Below are 17,818 nucleotides of genomic sequence, written 5' to 3'. Positions count from 1 at the left end.
GAGTGATGCCGCATGGCTCGTGAGATCCTGCCGGTCGCCGACCGGAAACAGGTGCGTGCGTACGCCAGGCGGCTGACGCTCCGCTACCCGCGCCAGCTATCCATCGCGCTCGCCCTGCACGGGCTGGCGGCCGTCGCGGGGCTGGTCGTGCCGTGGCAGCTCGGCGGGCTGGTGGAGGACCTCCAGTACGGCGTCGAGGTCAACGTCGCCGTCGTGGCCGCCGCCATCGGAGGCTTCCTGCTGCTGCAGGGCGCACTCATGCGGTACGCGGTGCTGGCCTCGGCCAAGCTCGGCGAGAAGGTGCTGGCCGAGCTCCGGGAGGAGTTCGTGGACCGGGTGCTCGGGCTGCCGCTGTCCACGGTCGAGCGGGCCGGATCCGGCGACCTGATCACGCGCACCTCCCGTGACGTCGACTCGCTGTCCCGGACCGTACGGAACGCCGTGCCGGAGACGCTGATCGCCCTGGTCACCTTCCTGATCACGATCGGCGCGCTGCTGCTGGTCAGCCCCCTGCTCATGCTGCCGATGCTGATCGCCGGGCCGGTGATCTGGATCTCCACCCGCTGGTACCTGAAACGGGCGCGAGACGGCTATCTCCGCGAGAACGCCGCCTATGCCGACATGACCGAAGGGCTTGCCGAAACCGTCGAGGGCGCCCGGGCCGTGGAGGCGCTCCGGCTTCATGAGCGCCGCCGATCGCGTACCGACGGCGACATCAGCCGCTCCTTTGCGGCCGAGCGCTACACGCTCGGGCTCCGCACCACCTGGTATCCCGCGGTCGAGCTGGGATACGTGATCCCGGTGGTGGCCACGGTGCTGGTCGGCGGCCTGTTCTACACCAACGGGTGGGTGGCGCTCTCCCAGGTGGCCACCGCCACGCTCTACGCGCAGCAGCTGATCGACCCGCTGGACAGGTTCCTGATGTGGATCGACGAGCTGCAGGTGGGCGGGGCGTCCATGGCCCGGCTGCTGGGCGTGTCCAACGTGCCCGACGACCGGGTGACCGGCGCCTCGCGCCCTTCAGGGGAGCTGCTGGAGGCGGCCGACGTCCGGTACGCGTACCGCGAGGGCCGCGACGTGCTGCACGGCGTGTCCCTGACCGTCCGGCCCGGGGAACGGCTGGCCATGGTGGGCCCTTCCGGGGCCGGCAAGTCCACGCTGGGGCGGCTGCTGGCGGGCATTCACGGGCCGCGTACCGGATCGGTGACCGTGGGCGGGGTGCCGCTCGTGGATCTGGCGCTGGACGAGCTGCGGGGCCACGTGGCTCTGGTCACGCAGGAGCACCACGTGTTCAAGGGCTCGTTGCGGGACAACCTGCTGATCGCCCGCCCGGACGCCGATGACGCGGCCGTGCGGAAGGCGCTCGAGGCGGTGGACGCGCTGGACTGGGTGCTTGCCCTGGGCGCGGGACTGGAGACGGAGGTGGGCTCCGGCGGCCTGGCGGTGTCGCCCGCGCAGGCGCAGCAGCTCGCCCTCGCCCGCCTGGTGCTCGCCGACCCGCACACCCTGGTGCTGGACGAGGCCACCTCGCTCATCGACCCTCGCGCGGCCCGGCACCTGGAGCGGTCGCTGGCCGCCGTACTGGATGGACGTACGGTGATCGCGATCGCTCACCGGCTCTACACGGCGCACGATGCCGACCGGGTGGCTGTCGTGGAGGATGGGCGGATCAGCGAGCTGGGGCCGCACGAGGAGCTGGTGGCGAAGGGCGGCTCGTACGCGGCCTTGTGGACCAGCTGGCACGGCACACCCACGACCACCCGCTCCTGACCCCTACGCCACGGGCACCCAGGCCGGTCCGTCGGCTGTGTCGTCCACGCGGCCGAACACCACATCGGCGAAGTGCACGCCGAAGCCGATCGTGTCCGGCCGCTGCAGCTCCTTGACCAGCCGGTGCCGGTGCACGGCCGACTCCGCCGAGTCCAGGTCCGCGGCGGCGGACCACTCCGGGTGGCGGATCTGGGCCGCGGTGTGCAGGGCGTCGCCGAAAGCGATCAGCCGCCGGTCGCCGGACGTGATCGTGTACGTGGTGTGCCCGGACGTGTGCCCCGGAGTCGGCAGCACCCGGACCCCCGGGAAGATCTCCTCGTCCTCGCGCACAGTGCGCACGCGGGGCGCGAGCGCGGCCAGCATCTCGTCGGTCGTCTCCGGTGCGTTGCGCAGGTGGCGCAGGTTCCATTCGGGCTCGGCCAGCAGATAGCCAGCCCCGCTGAACGCGGGCCGGTCGCTGCCGGGCGCGGGGTGCCAGGCCCAGCCGATGTGGTCGACATGCAGGTGGGTGAAGGCCACCGCCTCGATCTCCTCGGGGCGGCGGCCCAGCTTGGCGAGGTTGTCGAGCAGCTCGCCGCCACCGAGCGCGCCGATCAGTGGGTTGTCCGGATCGTCGGGCTGGGACAGCGGTCCCAGCCCGGCATCGATCAGCAGCGCTCTCTCGCCGTACTCCACCAGCAGTGCGCCGATGGTGGCCACCAAGTTCCCCGTGTCGTCGAGGAAGGCGGCGTTGTCCTTCCAGTCCTGCTCCGTCGTGCCGGGCAGCCATCCGCGCGGTTTCAGGCGTACCACGCCGTCAGGCACATAGCTGAGCTTGAACTCACCCAGCTCCAGCGAACGGACGGGGGACGGCCGGCGCAGGCGCTCTTCGTCAGTGCTCATGGCGGCAAAACTTACAACTAGAACTATTCAAATTGCAAATATGCATGGTTGAGATATCCTTCCTGTCATGACCCGGTCCGAGCCCACCAGCGAGGCACTGGCCGCTGCCGAGCGAAACCTGTGCGGACTCGTCAACGCCGTGGCCAGGCAGATCGAGGGCCACATCAGGGAGCGGGCCGGCGCCCTCAACCTGACCGCCGCCCAAGCGGTGGCGCTACGCGAGCTCAGCGGTCCGCTGACCATGCGTGATCTGGCCGACCGGATGGCGTGCGAGCCGTCGAACGCCACGTTCGTCGTCGACCGGCTGGAGGAGCAGGGCATCGTCGAACGGCGCCCGCACCCGAACGACCGCCGTGCCAAGCAACTCGTCCTGACCCCCGAAGGCGCCGCACTCCGCGAACGCCTGCTCGCGCTGTTGACCGAGGACTCTCCCTTGGCACAGTTCACGCCGCAGGACCAGGCCGCACTCAGCGAGCTCCTCCTGCGGGCGTTGCGATAGCCCGCAACTCGCTGGATCTTGCAGCGGTGGGGCGGCGTTGCGAACATCAGCAACGTGAGCAGATGGCAGTGGGCCTGGGCGGCGTGAGTCTGAACGGTGAGCGCGGCTCACCGGCAGTCACCGGTGAGCGTGGCGCCATCGCCTACGGTGAGCGTGGCCCCATCGGCGGCACGGTGCTCGCCGTGCTCATCCTGGCCGTCGTTCAGGGCCAGCTCACCCTGCTGTACGTCCCGTCGTACGTCATCATGATCGTCCAGGGCGGCACCGTGGTCGTCGCCCTGACCGTGTCCCGGGCGCTCGACGCCCTCCGCGCCTAGGTCAGCCCAGCGACCTCTTCAAGAAGTCGACCTGGAGCAGCAGCAGGTTCTCTGCCACGACCTCCTGCGGCGTCATGTGCGTCACCCCGGACAGCGGAAGCACGCTGTGCTGCCGCCCGGCCGCCAGCAGCGCGGACGACAGGCGCAGCGTGTGGGCCGCCACCACGTTGTCGTCGGCCAGGCCGTGGATCAGCAGCAGCGGGCGTTCGAGCTTGGCGGCGTCCGCGAACAACGAGGACTTCTCGTACACCTCGGGCTGCTCGTCCGGATGGCCCAGGTATCGCTCGGTGTAGCACGTGTCGTACAGCCGCCAGTCCGTCACCGGCGCCCCCGCCACCGCTGCTTGGAACACGTCGGGCCGCCGCAGCACCGCCAGCGCGGCCAGGAACCCGCCGAACGACCAGCCGCGAATGGCCACCCTCGTCAGGTCGAGGTCGTCGGGGTACTGCTCAGCCACACCCTGCAGGGCGTCGATCTGGTCCTCGAGCGCGGGGGTCGCCAGGTCGTTGAGCACGGTCCGCTCGAACTCGGGACCCCGGCCAGGCGTGCCCCGCCCGTCGGCCACGATGACGGCGAACCCCTGCTCGGCGAACCACTGGCTCTCCAGGAACGCGCCGCGCCGGTTGAGCACCCGCTGCGCGTGCGGGCCGCCGTACGGATCCATGAGGACCGGCAGCCTCCGCGAGCCCTGCTCGTGCCACGAGGGCAGTACCACGGCGGTGGCGAGCTCGCGACGGCCGGAACGGCCGAGCGAGACCCGCAGGTCGAGGCCCGGTCGCTCGGCGAACGACGGGATCGGCACCGCCATGCCGTCACGCCGCACCACCGTGGTCGACACGCCCTCGGAGTCGAGGCTCTGCTCGGTCAGCACGCCCACGCCGCCCGCCATCCGCCCCGAGAACACCCCGGAACGGGTCGAGACGGGCAGCAGCGAATGCCCGTCCCAGGTCCACAGGTGGATCTCGGTCGGGTCGCCGCTCGCGCTGAACAGCACGCTGTCATGATCGACGTCGAGCACCGCCCGCACCTGCAGTGTGGGCGGCGTGACCGCGCGGTCGCCGACGAACAGCCGGTTGCCGCCCCCGGAGCTCGCCACCCACACCAGCGAACCGTCGTCGAGGTGCGCGGGCACGCCGGTGACGATGTCGACCCAGGCGGGATCGCTGTCCTCGCGCACCAGCGTGGACGCGCCGGTCGCCGGATCGACCGTGAACAGCCGCATCGTCCGCTGGTCGCGGGTCAGGGTCACGATCGACAGCGCGTGGGGGTCCCAGGCCGCCGTCGTGAGGTATTCCTCCTCGTACGGCACCGCGACCCGCGACCCGTCGAGCCCCAGCACGAAGAGTTCGGTGACGGCGTTGGGCGTGCCGGCGGCCGGATAGCGCTGGTCCGAGGCCGGACGGTCGGGGTTGGCCGGGTCGGCGATGTGCCAGACCTGGACCGGGGCCTCGTCGGCGCGCTCGACCAGCAGCGCGTCGCTGGACGGCGCCCACCAGTAGCCGCGCATCCTGCTCATCTCCTCGGCGGCGATGAACTCGGCCAGCCCGTACGTCACGGTCTCCGACTCCGGCGTGGCCAGCGCGCGGTCCTCGCCCGTGACGAGGTCCTGGACGCGCAGGGCCCCGCCCGCGACGTACGCGACATGTCGCCCGTCAGGCGACAGGCGGGGATCGATGACCGCGCCCGGGGTGTCCTGCCGCCGCACCTGGCCGCTCGCCAGATCGACGACGTAGAGCGCGCCGGACAGCGCGAAGCAGGCCCGCGTCACGTCCTTGTCCGTCGCGTACGCGACCACGCCCCCCGCGGCCTCCCGGCTGCGCTCACGCCTGGCGCGCTCCTCGGGCGGCAGATCCTCCTCGTCGCCGTGGAGCGCCCGCGGGTCCACGACCAGGCGCTCGACGTGGGTGTCGGTGTCGAGCTCCCACAGGCAGGTCACCGGATCGGTGCCCGAATTCGTACGGAGGAAGACCACCCGGCCGCCGTCCGGGGAGATCGTGAAGCCCCTGGGCACCCCGAGGGTGAACCGGCGGGTCCTGGCAGACAGGCGCGGGAAGCTCTCGCTCATGGCCCCAATCCTGCCATTGGGGAGTCACTGCTTTCATGCGGGTGGCAGTCGTCTCGCCGCGCTCCCGCGTCCCTTACACACACTCTTCCGCCGCCGCCACCACAGTGCGGCCCGGGGATAGCCGCCGTCCTCCAGGTCGGCCAGCCGCTCGAAGACGTTGTACGAAGCCTGGTGGCCGCAGACCAGCACCGAGACGAGCATCGACAGGAGGTAGAGGGGGAGCATGGGCAGGCCGACACACCAGGCCCACTGGGTGGCGTGGCGGTCCTCGTGGAGGATGAGGCGGTCGTCCAGCGCGTTCCACCTGGTCAGGACGACGTTGCCCACCGTGAACGCTCCTGCGATGGGGAAGCGGTAACGGTAGCCGAAGGCCAGGATGAGCCCATTGGGGCCAGATTGCCTGGTCGCGCCGCCGATGAACGAGACCAGCAGACCGAGCGGAGTGGCGAGATTGATGTAGTTCGCCGCGCGGCGGAACCGGAAGCGCGTCTCCATGCGTCCCACCCTTGACCAATCTTGACAAGTCGGAATAATGGCCCCCGTCCTGAAATCTCCTACAAGAGCAGGATTATGAGATTCTCCATCCTGGGCGCGCTGCTCGGCACCGTCGCACTGGCAGGAGCCGGCGGAGTCGCGATCACCCAGACGTCAGCGTCCGATCCCCTACGATCCACTGACAACCGACTAGGCGCTCTAGGTGCGGAGGTGGCGTTAACAACCGCCCCCACCCCGAGTCTGACCCCAACGGAGAGCCCCACAGCCGGGGATTACACCGCAACGACGAAGGTAGTCAAGAGCCGCGGCGTTTCCTTCTTAAATGTGTCCATCACGGATGCGGAAGCCGCCCTCTTCTCGGTCAAGCAGAAGGTCTGCAAGGGCAGGTCGTGCAAGACGACCAGCGTCAACATCCTTGTCGCCGATGGCTCGGGCGAGTCCGCGAAGAGGCTCGGCTGGGGCACGTACAAGAAACGTGGCAAACCGGCCGTCAGCGTGACGCCCGTTCCGACGGTCACTGTTACCGAGCCCGGCCCGACCGTCACTGTCACCGAACCCGGCCCGACGGTCACGGAGACGTTCACCTGTCAGCCGAGTGCTGAGCCGACGGAAACCCTCGCGCCGACGGACGTCCCGACCGAGTCGGTGACGCCGACCGGCACGGATTCCCCGCCGGTTACGACGAGCCCGACGGTGACCGACACCCCGACCCCGACTCCGACTGACACCGCGACTCCGACTGACACCGCGACCGAAACTCCCACCGAAACCCCGACCGAAACCCCGACGGAGACTTCGACCACGGTACCGACCGACGTCCCCACCGACAGCGCGACGCCGACGGAGAGCTCCCCGGAGATCCCTGTCTGCCCGCCGCCGGCGGAGGAGTCGCCGACGGAGGTCCCCTCGGAGACCCCGACGGACACAGCCGCGCCGACCGACTCCAGCGTCCCGACGGAGAGCCCGTCTGAGACCCCGACCACGACACCGTCGGAATCGGCCAGCACTCCCGCCCAGTAACGTCACGGGAGGCGACCAGTGAGCGGGCCAGGCCAAGCGCCTGGCCCGCCTCATGCCCGGACCGCGCGCATCCGCACGGCCGCACGGCCGCCCGGCGCACATGGGGACAGCGCGCATTCGCACGGCCACGTGGCCCGGTCCGGCTCATACGGGACCGCGGGCATCCGCACGATCAGGTGGCCCGACTCGGCTCACACGGGGACCGCGGGCATCCGCACGGTCACCTGGGCCGACTCGGCGCGGCTCACAGCCAAGCCGCACCCACCCACGCGCCGCGGCCTAGAGCGTCCTGTACCGCCCGTCGTGGTACAGCAGCGGTGTCCCGTCCGAGGGCGTGTTCAGCGCCGTCACTCCGCCCACCACGATCGAGTGATCCCCGCCATCGTGCACGGCCGTCGTAGCGCACTCGATCGTGGCGATGGCCTCGTCGAACAACGCCACACCCGATTCGCCCCAATGATGCGACCACCGCGCGAGCTGCCCGTTCAACGGCCTCCCCCGGTGGGCGAAGAAACGCGAGGCGTCCTCCATGGACGCGGGCAGCACGGACACACCCCACACCCCCGCCTCCATCACCGCGTCATGAAAGCGCGCCACCTTCTCGGCGCAGAACAGCACGAGGAGCGGGTCGAGGGAGACAGATGTGAACGAATTCACCGTCATCGCGTGATCGACATCGCCCACCCTGGTCGTGACGATCGCGACTCCGGTGGCGAAGCGGCCGACTACCTTGCGGTACGTTGCCGGGTCCACCGGCCGCTCGATCGAATGCACGAACGCTACTTTATGCCTCTACATAGAGTTCTTCTGAGGGTACCCATGCAAGAGCCACGATCCACCCCTTGATGTGGGCGAAAGCAGATAGGAAGCCACAGCGGCCACCAACCCTCCGTACAGGTACACGTACCCGGGCGGACCATCCGCGATCACCAGGTCGCCCGCGCCCAGCTTCAGCGCGAACGGCATCGTCACCAGCAGCCATCCGAGCGCCGTCACGAAGGCCGCGAGCCTGGACCGCATAAGCCTTCCCGCCCCCAGGCAGACCACCAGCAACGCCAGCACCCATCCGATCGCGGGAACGGGAACGGGCCCGGTCTGCGATGCCGGATCCGAATGCGTGAAACCGCCCACGACTCCCATGACGACACCGAGCACGAACAGCATGCCGTACGCCGCCCCACCCAGGGCCGACTCGGCCTGGCTGCGATGTTCCATGTCGCACGAGGTTAGTCGATGCCGGCAAATAGATCGTTCTCGCGGTTGTGCGGCTCACCGAGTCCGCCCGCCTCAACGGGCGGACCGGGCACCGGGGGGCCGGGCACGCCGAAGGCCAGCGTGTAGTGCTCGACGCCCAGGACCTCCTGGCCGACGTTGTTGGACAGCGCGAACCAGGGATCGTCCACGCTGATCTGCGTGGCGTGCGCCCGCATGGCCTCCAGCTTGTTGCCGATCCACGGGCGGGCGTCGATCTCGGTGGTGATGTCCTCGTCAGCGGTGCCGAACGGCATGTCGTCCACATCCTCGATCAGGAAGTCGACGTCGGCCTCGCGCAGCGCCTCCGACGTGCGCCGCATGCCGGATCGGGACAGGGCCGTGTGGTAGAACTTGGCGATCTGCCACGGCTCGCCCTCGCCGAAGTCCGGGTTCGCCGCCAGCTCGAACGCTCTGCGTGAAACCCGGTGGGCCTGGATGTGGTCGGGGTGCCCGTAGAAGCCGTTGTCGTCGTACGTGACGAGCACCTGGGGTCGTACCTCTCGGATGACCTTGACCAGTTCCCCCGCCGCCTCGTCGAGGTCGGCGCGCCAGAACGCCTTCGGGTGCTCGTTGGACGCGACCCCCATCATCCCGGAGTCGCGCCAGCGCCCGGGCTCGCCCAGGAAGCGGTGGTCCTCGACGCCGAGCGCCTGGCAGGCGGCGGCGAGCTCGCCGATCCGGTACGGCCCGAGCGCGTCGTCCTGGTCGGCGGCCAGATGGGCGAGATCCTTGGGGATGATCTCGCCTTCCTCGCCGAGCGTGCAGGTCACCAGCGTGACGTGGGCGCCCTCGGCGACGTATTTGGCCATGGTCGCGCCGGTGCCGATCGACTCGTCGTCAGGATGTGCGTGCACGAGGAGCAGGCGTCGATCAGTCACAAGGCAAGAGGGTAACAGTGCGTCCCCCGCTCCCTGGAGGGAGCGGCTTCTCGCCAGGCCGCAGGTCCCTTTCCTGACCTGTGAGGCCGACACTGCATCCGGTTGCTTCATGACCCGTGCGGCCGTCCTGGCGGCGCCTTCAGCGTGCCCAGGGCGAGCGCGGCGATGGCCAGGCCCGAGACGGCGGCGGCGCACAGGAGGGAGGCGGTGGACGGCGTGACGACGGTGATGCCCGCCAGGGTCAGCGCGGAGACGGCGCCGGCCACGGTCACGTAGAGCCAGGTGGCCAGGCGTATCCAGCGGAGGCGGGCGGCCTCCGAGGGCAGGGCGCGGGACAGGAGCCAGGACAGGGCCGGAAGGAGCAGGACGCCGTGCATGAACACGGCGTGGGCGGGCTTCAGCGTGGTGGCCACCGTATACGCGAGCTGCTGATTGCCCGTCACCACCTCGAGGACGCCGCGGGCGATCATGATGGCGCCGAATGCCATGGCGGCGAGCAGGGTGGCGAAGCCTGCGCGTACGGCCAGGCGCATGCTCGGCGTGACGTCCTGATTAGGGCGGAATGCGGCGATTGTCATGGTGATCGTGATGGCGATGAGGACACCGCCGCCTACCGCCAGGGTCCTCGCGATGGTGGTGTCGAAGGCGGTCTCCATATTGAAGTGGGACGGGACGCCCCGCCACGCCTGGACGGTGATCAGAGCCACCTCTAACGTGGACGCCGCCGCGAAGGCGCCAACCAGGAGCGAGCGGGCGCGGAGCCGTACGAACTGGGAGACCCACGTCAGCGTCAGGACGCTCAGCCCGAACGACACGCCGAACGTGAACGGCTTGCGCCACGACACCGCGCCCTCCCACGGCCCGCCGTCCACGACGAACACGCCCAGGTGAACGAGGCCCGCGAGCACGAGCAGGACTCCGATGAGGTACCAGAGGCGATTCATGGCGCCATGCTGGCAGGAGGGCGGGGTGCGGTGCGTCGGCCCAGGGTTTGGATCGTCTCTACAACCGTGGTCGTACGGCCGGGGGTGTGCGGCGCCGGACCCAGGTCGTACATCCCGGCCTGCGCTCGGACCTGGCGAATGGCGCTGTTCGGGCCCGGCCCGGTCGCGTGTTCCGGGGTTGGTTCGGGCCCGGCCGATCGTGCGTTCCGGGATGCGCTCGGGCCCGGTCCTCGGTCAGGGGGTGAGCTTGAGGGTGTGGACGGCCGCCTTCTTGATCGACTCAGGTTTCGAGTACATCGGCAGCAGTACGCCTTTCGCCCAGGCCTCCGCCTGGTCCCAGTAGTTGTCGTGGAAGGCATGCCCCGACGCGCCCGTCAGGTTGATCCACTGGGACTTGTCCAGGTCCGACAGATCGACGATCATGCGCATCGACGGCACGGCGGTGATGTCGTACCCCCTCTGAACGTTCCAACCCGTGGCGTTGACAGCGTCCTTGCTCCCCGCCACAGCCAACGGCCCGCGGTTGAGCAGCGCCTCCACCGGCCCTATCCCCGACGTCCCCAGCGAGCCGTTGACCAGCTCCAACTGGTGCAGGTCCCCCCAGCGCCAGGACTTGACCTCCGGTCCGAGCCGGTCGGACAGCTCCTGGTACGCCGAGGCCAGCGCCTGGCGGAGGATGTCGTCGCGGGTCTCCTTGTGGTTCTTCGTGGTCACGTCATCCCAGAAGGGGTCGTTCGGAAGGTCGAGCAGGCGCCCGACGACGTCATACCACCGGTCCCCTCCGGCGGGCCTGGCGCCTTCCGGCAGATCGTCGTTGAACGTCAGCATGAGCACCTGGCGCCACACGGCGTTGAAGTAGGCCGCGGGGGTGGAGCCGAGACCCTGTGTACGGTCCCACGTCTTCAGCAGTTGCCTGGCCTCGCCGCTCGGCCCCGCCAGGTCCACCCGCATCAGGGCCGGGACCAGCGTCTCCGCGAAGCCGTTGTACGTGTCCTGCTGGATCGCCGACATGGTCGTCGCGTCGATCGGGCCCTTCTTGATCGCTTCCTTGATGCGGTTGCGAATGCGCTGGGAGCGGTAGCCGTGCGCCCAGTCCTTGGTCAGCAGGGGCTTGTAGCGCTTCGGGTCGATGACGGCGTTGTTCGCCGTGACGATGAACCCGTCCGCCGGGTTCTCCACCGAAGGTAACTGGTCGTACGGGATGGGGGCCGTCTTCCAGTCGTACTCGCCCGTCCATCCCGGGACCGGCCAGGTGCCGTCGCCCGTCTCCCGTACGGGGATGCGCCCCGGAGCCTGGTAGCCGATCTTGCCCGTGGTGTCGGCGTAAATCAGGTTCTGGGAGGGCACGTCGAACAGCGCCGCCGCGGCCTTGAACTCCCCCCAGTCGCCCGCCTTGTTCAGCGCGAAGACGGCGTCGGCCGTCTTCCCCGGCGCCAGCGCCGTCCACTGCAGCGCCACCGCGTTGGCCTCGCCGCTGGGCTGGGCGTCGTCCATCACCTCGTTGATCAACGGGCCGTGCCGCGTGCTCTTGACGGTGATCGTGACCGGGGCGCCGCCCGCGACCTTGATCTGCTCCTGCCTGGTCTCCAGCTTCACCTGCTGGCCCTTGTACAGGTACGTGTCGCCCTGCACCTGCTCCAGGAAGAGGTCCGCCACGTCGGGCCCCAGGTTGGTGAAGCCCCACGCGATCTTGTCCGTGTGCCCGATGACCACGCCGGGAACGCCCGAGAACGTGAACCCGGTCACGTCGTACGGGCACTCCTCCGTGATCTTCCTGCAGTGCAGCCCCGCCTGGTACCAGACGGAGGGCATCTGCGGCGACAGGTGCGGGTCGTTGGCCAGCAGCGGCTTGCCACTCTTGGTGTACTCGCCGGAGATCACCCACGAGTTCGACCCGATGCCCTCGCGGTCCTCGGTGCCCATCGTGCTCGGCACGGCGTCCAGGGTCCTGGCGGCCTGGGAGAGCACCCGGGAGGCGCGAATCCGCGGCTCGGCGTGCTGGTCGAAGCGGCCCTGGTCGATGGTGCCCTCGGTGACGATCGGGGAGTGGCGGTCGTACGGGTAGTCGGGGTACAGCTGCTCGACCCGCTCCTTGGGCAGCTTGGTCAGCGCCAGCGCGCGGTCGATCTCGTCCTCCATGTTGGAACGCAGGTCCCACGCCATGGCCTTCAACCAGGCCACCGAGTCGGCCGCGGTCCACTTCTCCGGCTGATAGCCGCCGTTCTGGATCTTCAGGATGGAGTATTCGAGGCTGCGGTCGGACGCGTTCGGGTTGGCGGTGAGCCAGGCGTTCACGCCCTTCGCGTACGCGTTCAGGTAGTCCTGGGTCTGCTGGGACAGCTCGGGCAGCTCCTGCTCGGCGACCCTGCGCCAGCCCATGGTCCTGATGGCCTTGTCGTTGTCGACCGTGGCCTTGCCGAAGAGCTCCGAGAGGCGGCCGGAGGTCAGGTGGCGGCGGAAGTCCATCTCGTAGAAGCGGTCCTGGGCGTGAACGAATCCCTGCGCCATGAACAGATCCGCGGCGGTGTCGGCGTAGATGTGCGGGATTCCCGATTTATCCCGATAAATCTCCACATTTCCGTTCAGGCCCGGCAGCCGTAACGACCCGTCCACCTGCGGGAACGACCTCCGCACCGTGTAGACGAGCACCCCTGCCAGCACCAGGGCCAGTGCGACAAGGACGGACAACACCCGAGCGAACCACCGCAACGGCCGCGGCATCCACGCGTAGGGCCTCACCGACACCTCCATCACTGCCGAACTGGCACTAAGTCTGTCAGCCCGGGATCACTCCTCCGGCCGGGTTTACAACCCTCGGCGGAGGACTTTTCGGGCGGCGATTACGGTCGAGAACGGCCACCTCACCCACCGCACCCGTCTTGCCGCATGAGCGGATTGGGCCGGCTGCGGGCGCGGCTTTTGCTCTTGGCGCGTGGGTGGAGTGTGCTGGGGCGCGGTGAGGGGCTGTCAGCTGGGCGCTGTGAGCGCCGTGCCGCGTCGTCCCGCCCCGTGCCGCGTCGTCCCGTGCCGCCGTGCTGCGTTCTCGTCGACCCGGCGCCGGTGGGCTCGGCGAAAGGACGGACTGGATGATGTCGTGCGGCGGCGGGGTGCGGGGGTTGTCAGGACCAGGTCTGGCCGTCGGGGGTGTCCGAGACGCGGACCCCCATCTCCGCCAGCAGGTCCCGCAGCCGGTCCGACTCCTCCCAGTCGCCGGCCCCCCGCGCCCGGGCGCGAGACTCCAGCAGTTCCCCGGCGCCCGGAGGCAGCACCCGCGCCTTGCCGATCTCCGTGGAAAGGTCCAGCCCCAGCATCTGGTCCACATGCAGGAACGTCTCGAACTTGGCCCCGGGCGCCACCGACGGGTCACGCTCCAGCTCCCGGAGGATCCGCAGTGCGGACGGCGTGTCCAGGTCGTCGTCGAAGGCCGACTCGACCCGCTCCACGTACTCGGAGGCCATCGGCGCGCTGGGCGACTCCGACCATTCGGCGACCCGCGCCCGCCACCTCAGCACCGTCCGGTCCGCGGCCCCCAACGTGTCCCAGGTCAGGTTCAGCTGCTGCCGATACCGATGCTCGAGGAACGCCATCCGCACCGCGAGCGGGTCGAGACCGGCCGAGACCACGTCCGACAGCAGCACCACGTTTCCCGTGGACTTCGCCATCTTGCGCCCGTCGAACAGCAGGTGTTCCCCGTGCACCCAGTGCCGCACGACCTCGTGCCCGGCCGCCGAGTTGGACTGGGCCCGCTCGTCCTCATGATGAGGGAAGCGCAGGTCGATCCCGCCGACGTGGACCTCGAAGCGTGAGCCGAGGAAGCGCAGCGACATGGCCGAGCACTCCACGTGCCACCCGGGAAAGCCGCGGCCCCACGGAGAGTCCCACGTCAGCTCGCCGCCGGACGGCTTCCACAGCGCCCAGTCGGCGTGGAAGCGCTTGCGGGGGTCCACAGCGTCGGTGCGGTGGGCAGGCTTGAGCGAATCCAGGCGATTTCCAGAAATATCGCCGTAAGCGGGAAATGTTCGTACGTCGAAGAACACCGACCCGTCCGGCACCGCGTACGCGTGCCCCTGCTCGACCAGCTTGGCGATCAGCTCGATCATCAGGTCGACGGTCTCGCTCGCCCGCGGCGTGTGCTCCGGCGGGCGGATGTTGAGCGCCGCGGTGTCGTCCCTGAAGGCGTCCTCGTAGAAGCGGGCCAGCTCACGCACCGACCGCTTCTCGGCCTGCGCCTGCTCCAGGACCTTGTCGGCGCCCGAGTCGGTCAGGTGGCCGACGTCGGTGATGTTCTGGCAGGCCAGCACGCGTACCCGCCGCCGCTCGAGGACTCGCCTGATCAGGTCGGACAGCAGGTACGTACGGAGGTTGCCCACGTGCGCATGGCGGTAGACGGTCGGACCGCACGTGTACATGCGCAACGCCCGCCCCGCGGCGATCTCCTCGACCTGCCTGGCGCGAGTGTCGTAGATCCGGAGCATCCTCAGAGCTTAACCGCCGACGAAGGGCTCAACCGCTGAGGAAGGGCTCAACCGCCGACGGAGAGCTCAACTGCCGAGGAAGCCGAGGATGTCCCGGTCGCCGCGCTCGCGCAGCCTGCCGAGCACCTCCTCGCGCGTGGACGTGTCGGGCATCCCGATCCTGGCCCCGATCAGCCGCAGCCCTTCGATCTCCGAGCTGACGGGAGCGGTGTAGCCGATGAGGTAGAGGGCCCGGTTCACCGGCGGCATCCCGACCGGCGCGGCAGGCAGATAGCGGGTCAGCAGCTCGCCGCCGTCCGACACGGTCAGGAAGACGTGGTCGCCCTCGCTCGCCTTGAAGTCGGCCAGCACGTTGCGGATCGAGCCCATGGTCGGCTGGTTGTGCCAGCTGATCACGACGTCCCCGGACGGGGTCGAGGCGGTGAGCTGCCCGCCCGGCGCCATCCCCAGGTACGCCGCGAAGCCGGTGGGCAGCGGCGAACCGGACCCGCGCAGGTGCTCGGCGTTGACATCCACCCGGTGCCACCAGCGGCCGTCGCGGGAGCGGAAGCTGCGCCGCGTCTCCGACACGTCCTTACGCGGCTGGTACGGCTCCGACTCCCCGCTCGGCGAGGTGCCCGCCACCCTGATCCAGCCCCGCTGCGTGCGCTCGAACCCGGGACCGCCCGAGTACGCGCGCACCGAGCTCTCGCTGACCTCGTACTTCGAGGTCAGGTTCGTCACGATCGTGCTCACCGAGGCCTCGCCCCCGGCGCGCTCGATCTCTCTGGCGATCATCTCCCTGATCCCCAGGTACTCGTCGCCGCCCCACCGCGTCAGGCCGTACTTGTTCCTGTCGACCCGGCGGAAGCGCTCGTCGGCGGTGAGCTGGTTGCGGATGCCGACCAGGCTGTAGTCCTCGCCGATGCGCTCCTGGATCTCCTCCGGCGACAGCGGAGCGCCCGCCACCGCCAGCACCGCCTCGGCCTTCTCGTTGATGCTGCGCGGCCACGGCACCACGTGCTGGCCGAGCACGCGCAGCTGCGGCACGGCCAGGATCCACCGCTCGGCCACGTCCTCGCGCACGCCGAGCTGGGCGACCATGGTCACCGCCTCGCCGATCGGCCGCGGCCCGTCGGCGAAGAGCTGCCGCGTCTTCTCCCTCAGCTCGTCCGCGCCGCCCGCCACGAGCCAGCCGTCGGCCTGCTCGTAGCCGGTCAGCAGCGTACGCACGAACCGCCACGCCGGGATCCCCAGCGAGCGCAGCTCGGTGCGATGCCACGGAACGGCGACCTGGAGGTCGTCGGCCGGGACCGCGGACCCCAGCCGACCGCGCAGCCAGGCGACGTGCGCCACCAGGGCGGCGGCTTCCGGCTTGCCGAGCCAGGCGTCCACATGATCGCGCAGGTCGCGCTCGATCTGCCTGATCCGCTCGCGCGTCACCGAGAAGCGCTGCGCCAGCTCGTCGAGCGTGGCCCGCTGCGCCGCGTAGAGCCGGTCGCGGGCGATGGCCCGCTGCCGGTCGTCCAGTGCCCCGAACAGCTCGTCGATCAGCTCGGGCAGCGGCCTGTCCGGCCTGGACGGCCTGGACGGCGTGGGCACGGCCTCGGACGCGGGCTCGAGCAGCCGCTCGAACACGCCGATGAACAACTTCTGCACCATGTCCTTGCCGAGCATCTCCGGCGTCCGCTCGGACTCGGGCGGGTCGGAGAAGCGCAGCAACGGAAGGATGTCGCCGACCATCAGATGACCCCAGTAGGCCACAGCGAGGTCGGCCAGGTGGCCGGCCACGGTCTGCGTCCCGGCGATGGCGCACGCGCGATCGAGGGGGATCGCCTGCCACCAGGCCTCTGGCAGCTGTGGCTCCTCCACGATCGGCGCGATTTGACCAGGGGGGGTCCATCGCAGGGGTGGCGCGAGGTCGCTCAGGCTGAGGTTCATTGAGGTCCAACCGGCAATGGGAAGATATATCCGCAGTTCAGACTATGTGATTAGAGTGACAAAAACGGGCTGCCTCTTCCGTAATGGGAGATATAGAGCATCGCACGCGCACGCGTGCAGGCGACGAACAGTATGCTCCGTTCGCGCTGCAGGGCACGAGCCCGAACGTCCAGATCTATGGGGGGCTCTTCCGGCGACGGCTCGGGCACCACGCCCTCCGCAACGCCGATGAGCGCCACCCGCTCGAACTCCAGTCCCTTGAGATGCTGGAACGTCGACGCCTGCACGTCCAGGCCGTCCAGCGCCCGCCTGGCCTCGCGGACCAGCCGCGAGGTGCGGGCGCCGACGGCGATCTCGTCCGCGGGCACGCCGTCCGCCAGCCACGACTCGACCGTGCTGCGCAGCCCGGCCAGCTCCGACTCCGGTGTGTCGTACGCCCTGACGATCGGGCGGTTGCCGTTGCGCGTCGAGCGGAAGCCGTACATATCGGTCATGCCCCTGACCAGGCCGCTGGCCGGGCCGCCGCGCATCCGCACCGCGAAGGACAGCAGCTCCTGGGGCAGCCGGTAGGAGATCCTGAGCGTGTGCTGCACGGCGGGGATGCCCACCGCGCCGAGCGTCACCCGCGTGTCGGTGACCCGCTGGTGCGGGTCACCGACCACGAACAGGTCATCGGCCGCCCGCGGCACCGCCGCGCGCAGCAGCCGCCACTGAGCCGGGCTGACGTCCTGCGCCTCGTCCACGACGATGTGACGGTACGGCTTGCGCCCGGGATCCACGTCGTCGAGCAGGTCACCCGTCGCCAGGGAGAGCAGCCTGAGCGCTTCGTCCGTCAGCTGGGCCAGCGTGCGCGCCCCTGGGCCGACCAGCGCCGGGCGGCGGCCCTCCGCGTCGGCCACGATGCGCAGGGCCAGGCGTTCGGTGTTGTCCACTTCGACCCGCTTGCGGACCACCTCATCCTCGATCAGCAGGTCGAGCTTAGCCGACAGATCCTCGGCCAGCCCCTGTGTGAACGTCACCAGCAACACGGGGCCCGACCCATGCGCGGCCAGATGGGCGGCCCGCTGCAGGGCGACCACCGTCTTGCCGGTGCCCGCCCCGCCCACGACCAGCACCGGGTACTCGTAGCGGCCTGCCCTGGCCAGCCGGTGCTGCGGCGGCTGCAGGAACGTGCACCATTCGGGGGCCCCGAGCACCCGATCCAGCTCCACCTTGTCGGCGACGAACACCGCCCTGTCGGGGCTGCGCCGCAGCGCCGCGTGCAGGTCCTCGGGGTCGATCGGGCCGGTCTCCTCGTCG

General features: G+C 69.8%; 16 protein-coding genes. 3 read left to right on the top strand and 13 right to left on the bottom strand.

The genetic code is table 11. The features are described 5' to 3' along the window. The first annotated feature begins 12 nt into the window (after positions 1–12). Positions 13–1,770, top strand: coding sequence for an ABC transporter ATP-binding protein (locus tag AB0J09_RS14575; RefSeq protein WP_360689973.1), 1,758 nt, complete (start codon positions 13–15; stop codon positions 1,768–1,770). Positions 1,771–1,773: 3 nt separating this feature from the next. Here AB0J09_RS14575 and AB0J09_RS14570 read toward each other — a convergent pair whose 3' ends face one another. Next, on the bottom strand, positions 1,774–2,652 hold the full coding sequence (locus AB0J09_RS14570; protein WP_360689971.1) for an MBL fold metallo-hydrolase: 879 nt from the start codon (positions 2,650–2,652) through the stop codon (positions 1,774–1,776). Between the two features lie 67 nt (positions 2,653–2,719). Between AB0J09_RS14570 and AB0J09_RS14565 the strand changes: the two genes are divergently transcribed. Continuing rightward, positions 2,720–3,151 (top strand): MarR family transcriptional regulator, encoded by a 432-nt coding sequence (locus tag AB0J09_RS14565; protein ID WP_360689969.1) that lies wholly within the window; start codon positions 2,720–2,722, stop codon positions 3,149–3,151. Positions 3,152–3,213: 62 nt separating this feature from the next. After that, a complete protein-coding gene (locus tag AB0J09_RS14560) occupies positions 3,214–3,468 on the top strand; it encodes a hypothetical protein (protein ID WP_360689967.1) in 255 nt (84 codons plus the stop codon). Position 3,469: 1 nt separating this feature from the next. On the opposite strand, the gene AB0J09_RS14555 is transcribed toward AB0J09_RS14560, so the two are convergent. The 12 genes from AB0J09_RS14555 to AB0J09_RS14500 form a co-directional block, all read right to left on the bottom strand. Next, positions 3,470–5,533 (bottom strand): prolyl oligopeptidase family serine peptidase, encoded by a 2,064-nt coding sequence (locus AB0J09_RS14555; RefSeq protein ID WP_360689965.1) that lies wholly within the window; start codon positions 5,531–5,533, stop codon positions 3,470–3,472. A gap of 33 nt (positions 5,534–5,566) precedes the next feature. Further along, positions 5,567–6,028, bottom strand: coding sequence for a hypothetical protein (locus AB0J09_RS14550; protein ID WP_360689963.1), 462 nt, complete (start codon positions 6,026–6,028; stop codon positions 5,567–5,569). A 272-nt stretch (positions 6,029–6,300) separates the two neighbouring features. Further along, complete coding sequence (locus tag AB0J09_RS14545) at positions 6,301–6,600, bottom strand: hypothetical protein (RefSeq protein WP_360689961.1); 300 nt, start codon at positions 6,598–6,600, stop codon at positions 6,301–6,303. Between the two features lie 15 nt (positions 6,601–6,615). Next, positions 6,616–7,035: a hypothetical protein gene (locus AB0J09_RS14540; protein WP_360689959.1), complete on the bottom strand. Its 420-nt coding sequence runs from the start codon at positions 7,033–7,035 to the stop codon at positions 6,616–6,618. 292 nt (positions 7,036–7,327) lie between these two features. After that, positions 7,328–7,822 carry a flavin reductase family protein gene (locus tag AB0J09_RS14535; RefSeq protein WP_360689957.1) on the bottom strand — a complete coding sequence of 165 codons (495 nt, stop codon included), beginning with the start codon at positions 7,820–7,822 and terminating at the stop codon, positions 7,328–7,330. Positions 7,823–7,840: 18 nt separating this feature from the next. Then, on the bottom strand, positions 7,841–8,263 hold the full coding sequence (locus AB0J09_RS14530; RefSeq protein ID WP_360689955.1) for a DUF6113 family protein: 423 nt from the start codon (positions 8,261–8,263) through the stop codon (positions 7,841–7,843). Positions 8,264–8,274: 11 nt separating this feature from the next. Beyond that, on the bottom strand, positions 8,275–9,180 hold the full coding sequence (gene mshB / locus AB0J09_RS14525; RefSeq protein ID WP_360689953.1) for an N-acetyl-1-D-myo-inositol-2-amino-2-deoxy-alpha-D-glucopyranoside deacetylase: 906 nt from the start codon (positions 9,178–9,180) through the stop codon (positions 8,275–8,277). Between the two features lie 107 nt (positions 9,181–9,287). Beyond that, the gene (locus tag AB0J09_RS14520; protein ID WP_360689951.1) at positions 9,288–10,124 is read right to left on the bottom strand and encodes a hypothetical protein; all 837 of its coding nucleotides are present in this window, start codon (positions 10,122–10,124) and stop codon (positions 9,288–9,290) included. Positions 10,125–10,358: 234 nt separating this feature from the next. Further along, on the bottom strand, positions 10,359–12,845 hold the full coding sequence (locus AB0J09_RS14515; protein WP_360690009.1) for a penicillin acylase family protein: 2,487 nt from the start codon (positions 12,843–12,845) through the stop codon (positions 10,359–10,361). A gap of 398 nt (positions 12,846–13,243) precedes the next feature. Next, positions 13,244–14,599 carry a cysteine--tRNA ligase gene (gene cysS, locus AB0J09_RS14510; RefSeq protein WP_360689949.1) on the bottom strand — a complete coding sequence of 452 codons (1,356 nt, stop codon included), beginning with the start codon at positions 14,597–14,599 and terminating at the stop codon, positions 13,244–13,246. Between the two features lie 66 nt (positions 14,600–14,665). Next, positions 14,666–16,450, bottom strand: coding sequence for a sigma factor-like helix-turn-helix DNA-binding protein (locus tag AB0J09_RS14505; RefSeq protein WP_360689947.1), 1,785 nt, complete (start codon positions 16,448–16,450; stop codon positions 14,666–14,668). A 119-nt stretch (positions 16,451–16,569) separates the two neighbouring features. Next, positions 16,570–17,818, bottom strand: a 1,249-nt coding sequence (locus AB0J09_RS14500) for a UvrD-helicase domain-containing protein (RefSeq protein WP_360689945.1), incomplete at its 5' end; no start/stop codon positions are given.

Origin of the sequence: Nonomuraea sp. NPDC049784 (assembly GCF_040659615.1) — a bacterium.
Lineage (GTDB): Bacteria > Actinomycetota > Actinomycetes > Streptosporangiales > Streptosporangiaceae > Nonomuraea.
The sequence above is the reverse complement of the archived record's forward strand: the minus strand, read 5'-3'. Positions and strand labels throughout refer to the sequence as shown.

Excerpts from the sequence above, each read along its gene's own strand:
- AB0J09_RS14515 (WP_360690009.1), bottom strand. The coding sequence starts at position 12,845 with ATGCCGCGGCCGTTGCGGTGGTTCGCTCGGGTGTTGTCCGTCCTTGTC.
- AB0J09_RS14520 (WP_360689951.1), bottom strand. The coding sequence starts at position 10,124 with ATGAATCGCCTCTGGTACCTCATCGGAGTCCTGCTCGTGCTCGCGGGC.
- AB0J09_RS14560 (WP_360689967.1), top strand. The coding sequence starts at position 3,214 with ATGGCAGTGGGCCTGGGCGGCGTGAGTCTGAACGGTGAGCGCGGCTCA.
- AB0J09_RS14575 (WP_360689973.1), top strand. The coding sequence starts at position 13 with ATGGCTCGTGAGATCCTGCCGGTCGCCGACCGGAAACAGGTGCGTGCG.
- AB0J09_RS14570 (WP_360689971.1), bottom strand. The coding sequence starts at position 2,652 with ATGAGCACTGACGAAGAGCGCCTGCGCCGGCCGTCCCCCGTCCGTTCG.
- cysS (WP_360689949.1), bottom strand. The coding sequence starts at position 14,599 with ATGCTCCGGATCTACGACACTCGCGCCAGGCAGGTCGAGGAGATCGCC.
- AB0J09_RS14530 (WP_360689955.1), bottom strand. The coding sequence starts at position 8,263 with ATGGAACATCGCAGCCAGGCCGAGTCGGCCCTGGGTGGGGCGGCGTAC.
- AB0J09_RS14555 (WP_360689965.1), bottom strand. The coding sequence starts at position 5,533 with ATGAGCGAGAGCTTCCCGCGCCTGTCTGCCAGGACCCGCCGGTTCACC.
- AB0J09_RS14550 (WP_360689963.1), bottom strand. The coding sequence starts at position 6,028 with ATGGAGACGCGCTTCCGGTTCCGCCGCGCGGCGAACTACATCAATCTC.
- AB0J09_RS14565 (WP_360689969.1), top strand. The coding sequence starts at position 2,720 with ATGACCCGGTCCGAGCCCACCAGCGAGGCACTGGCCGCTGCCGAGCGA.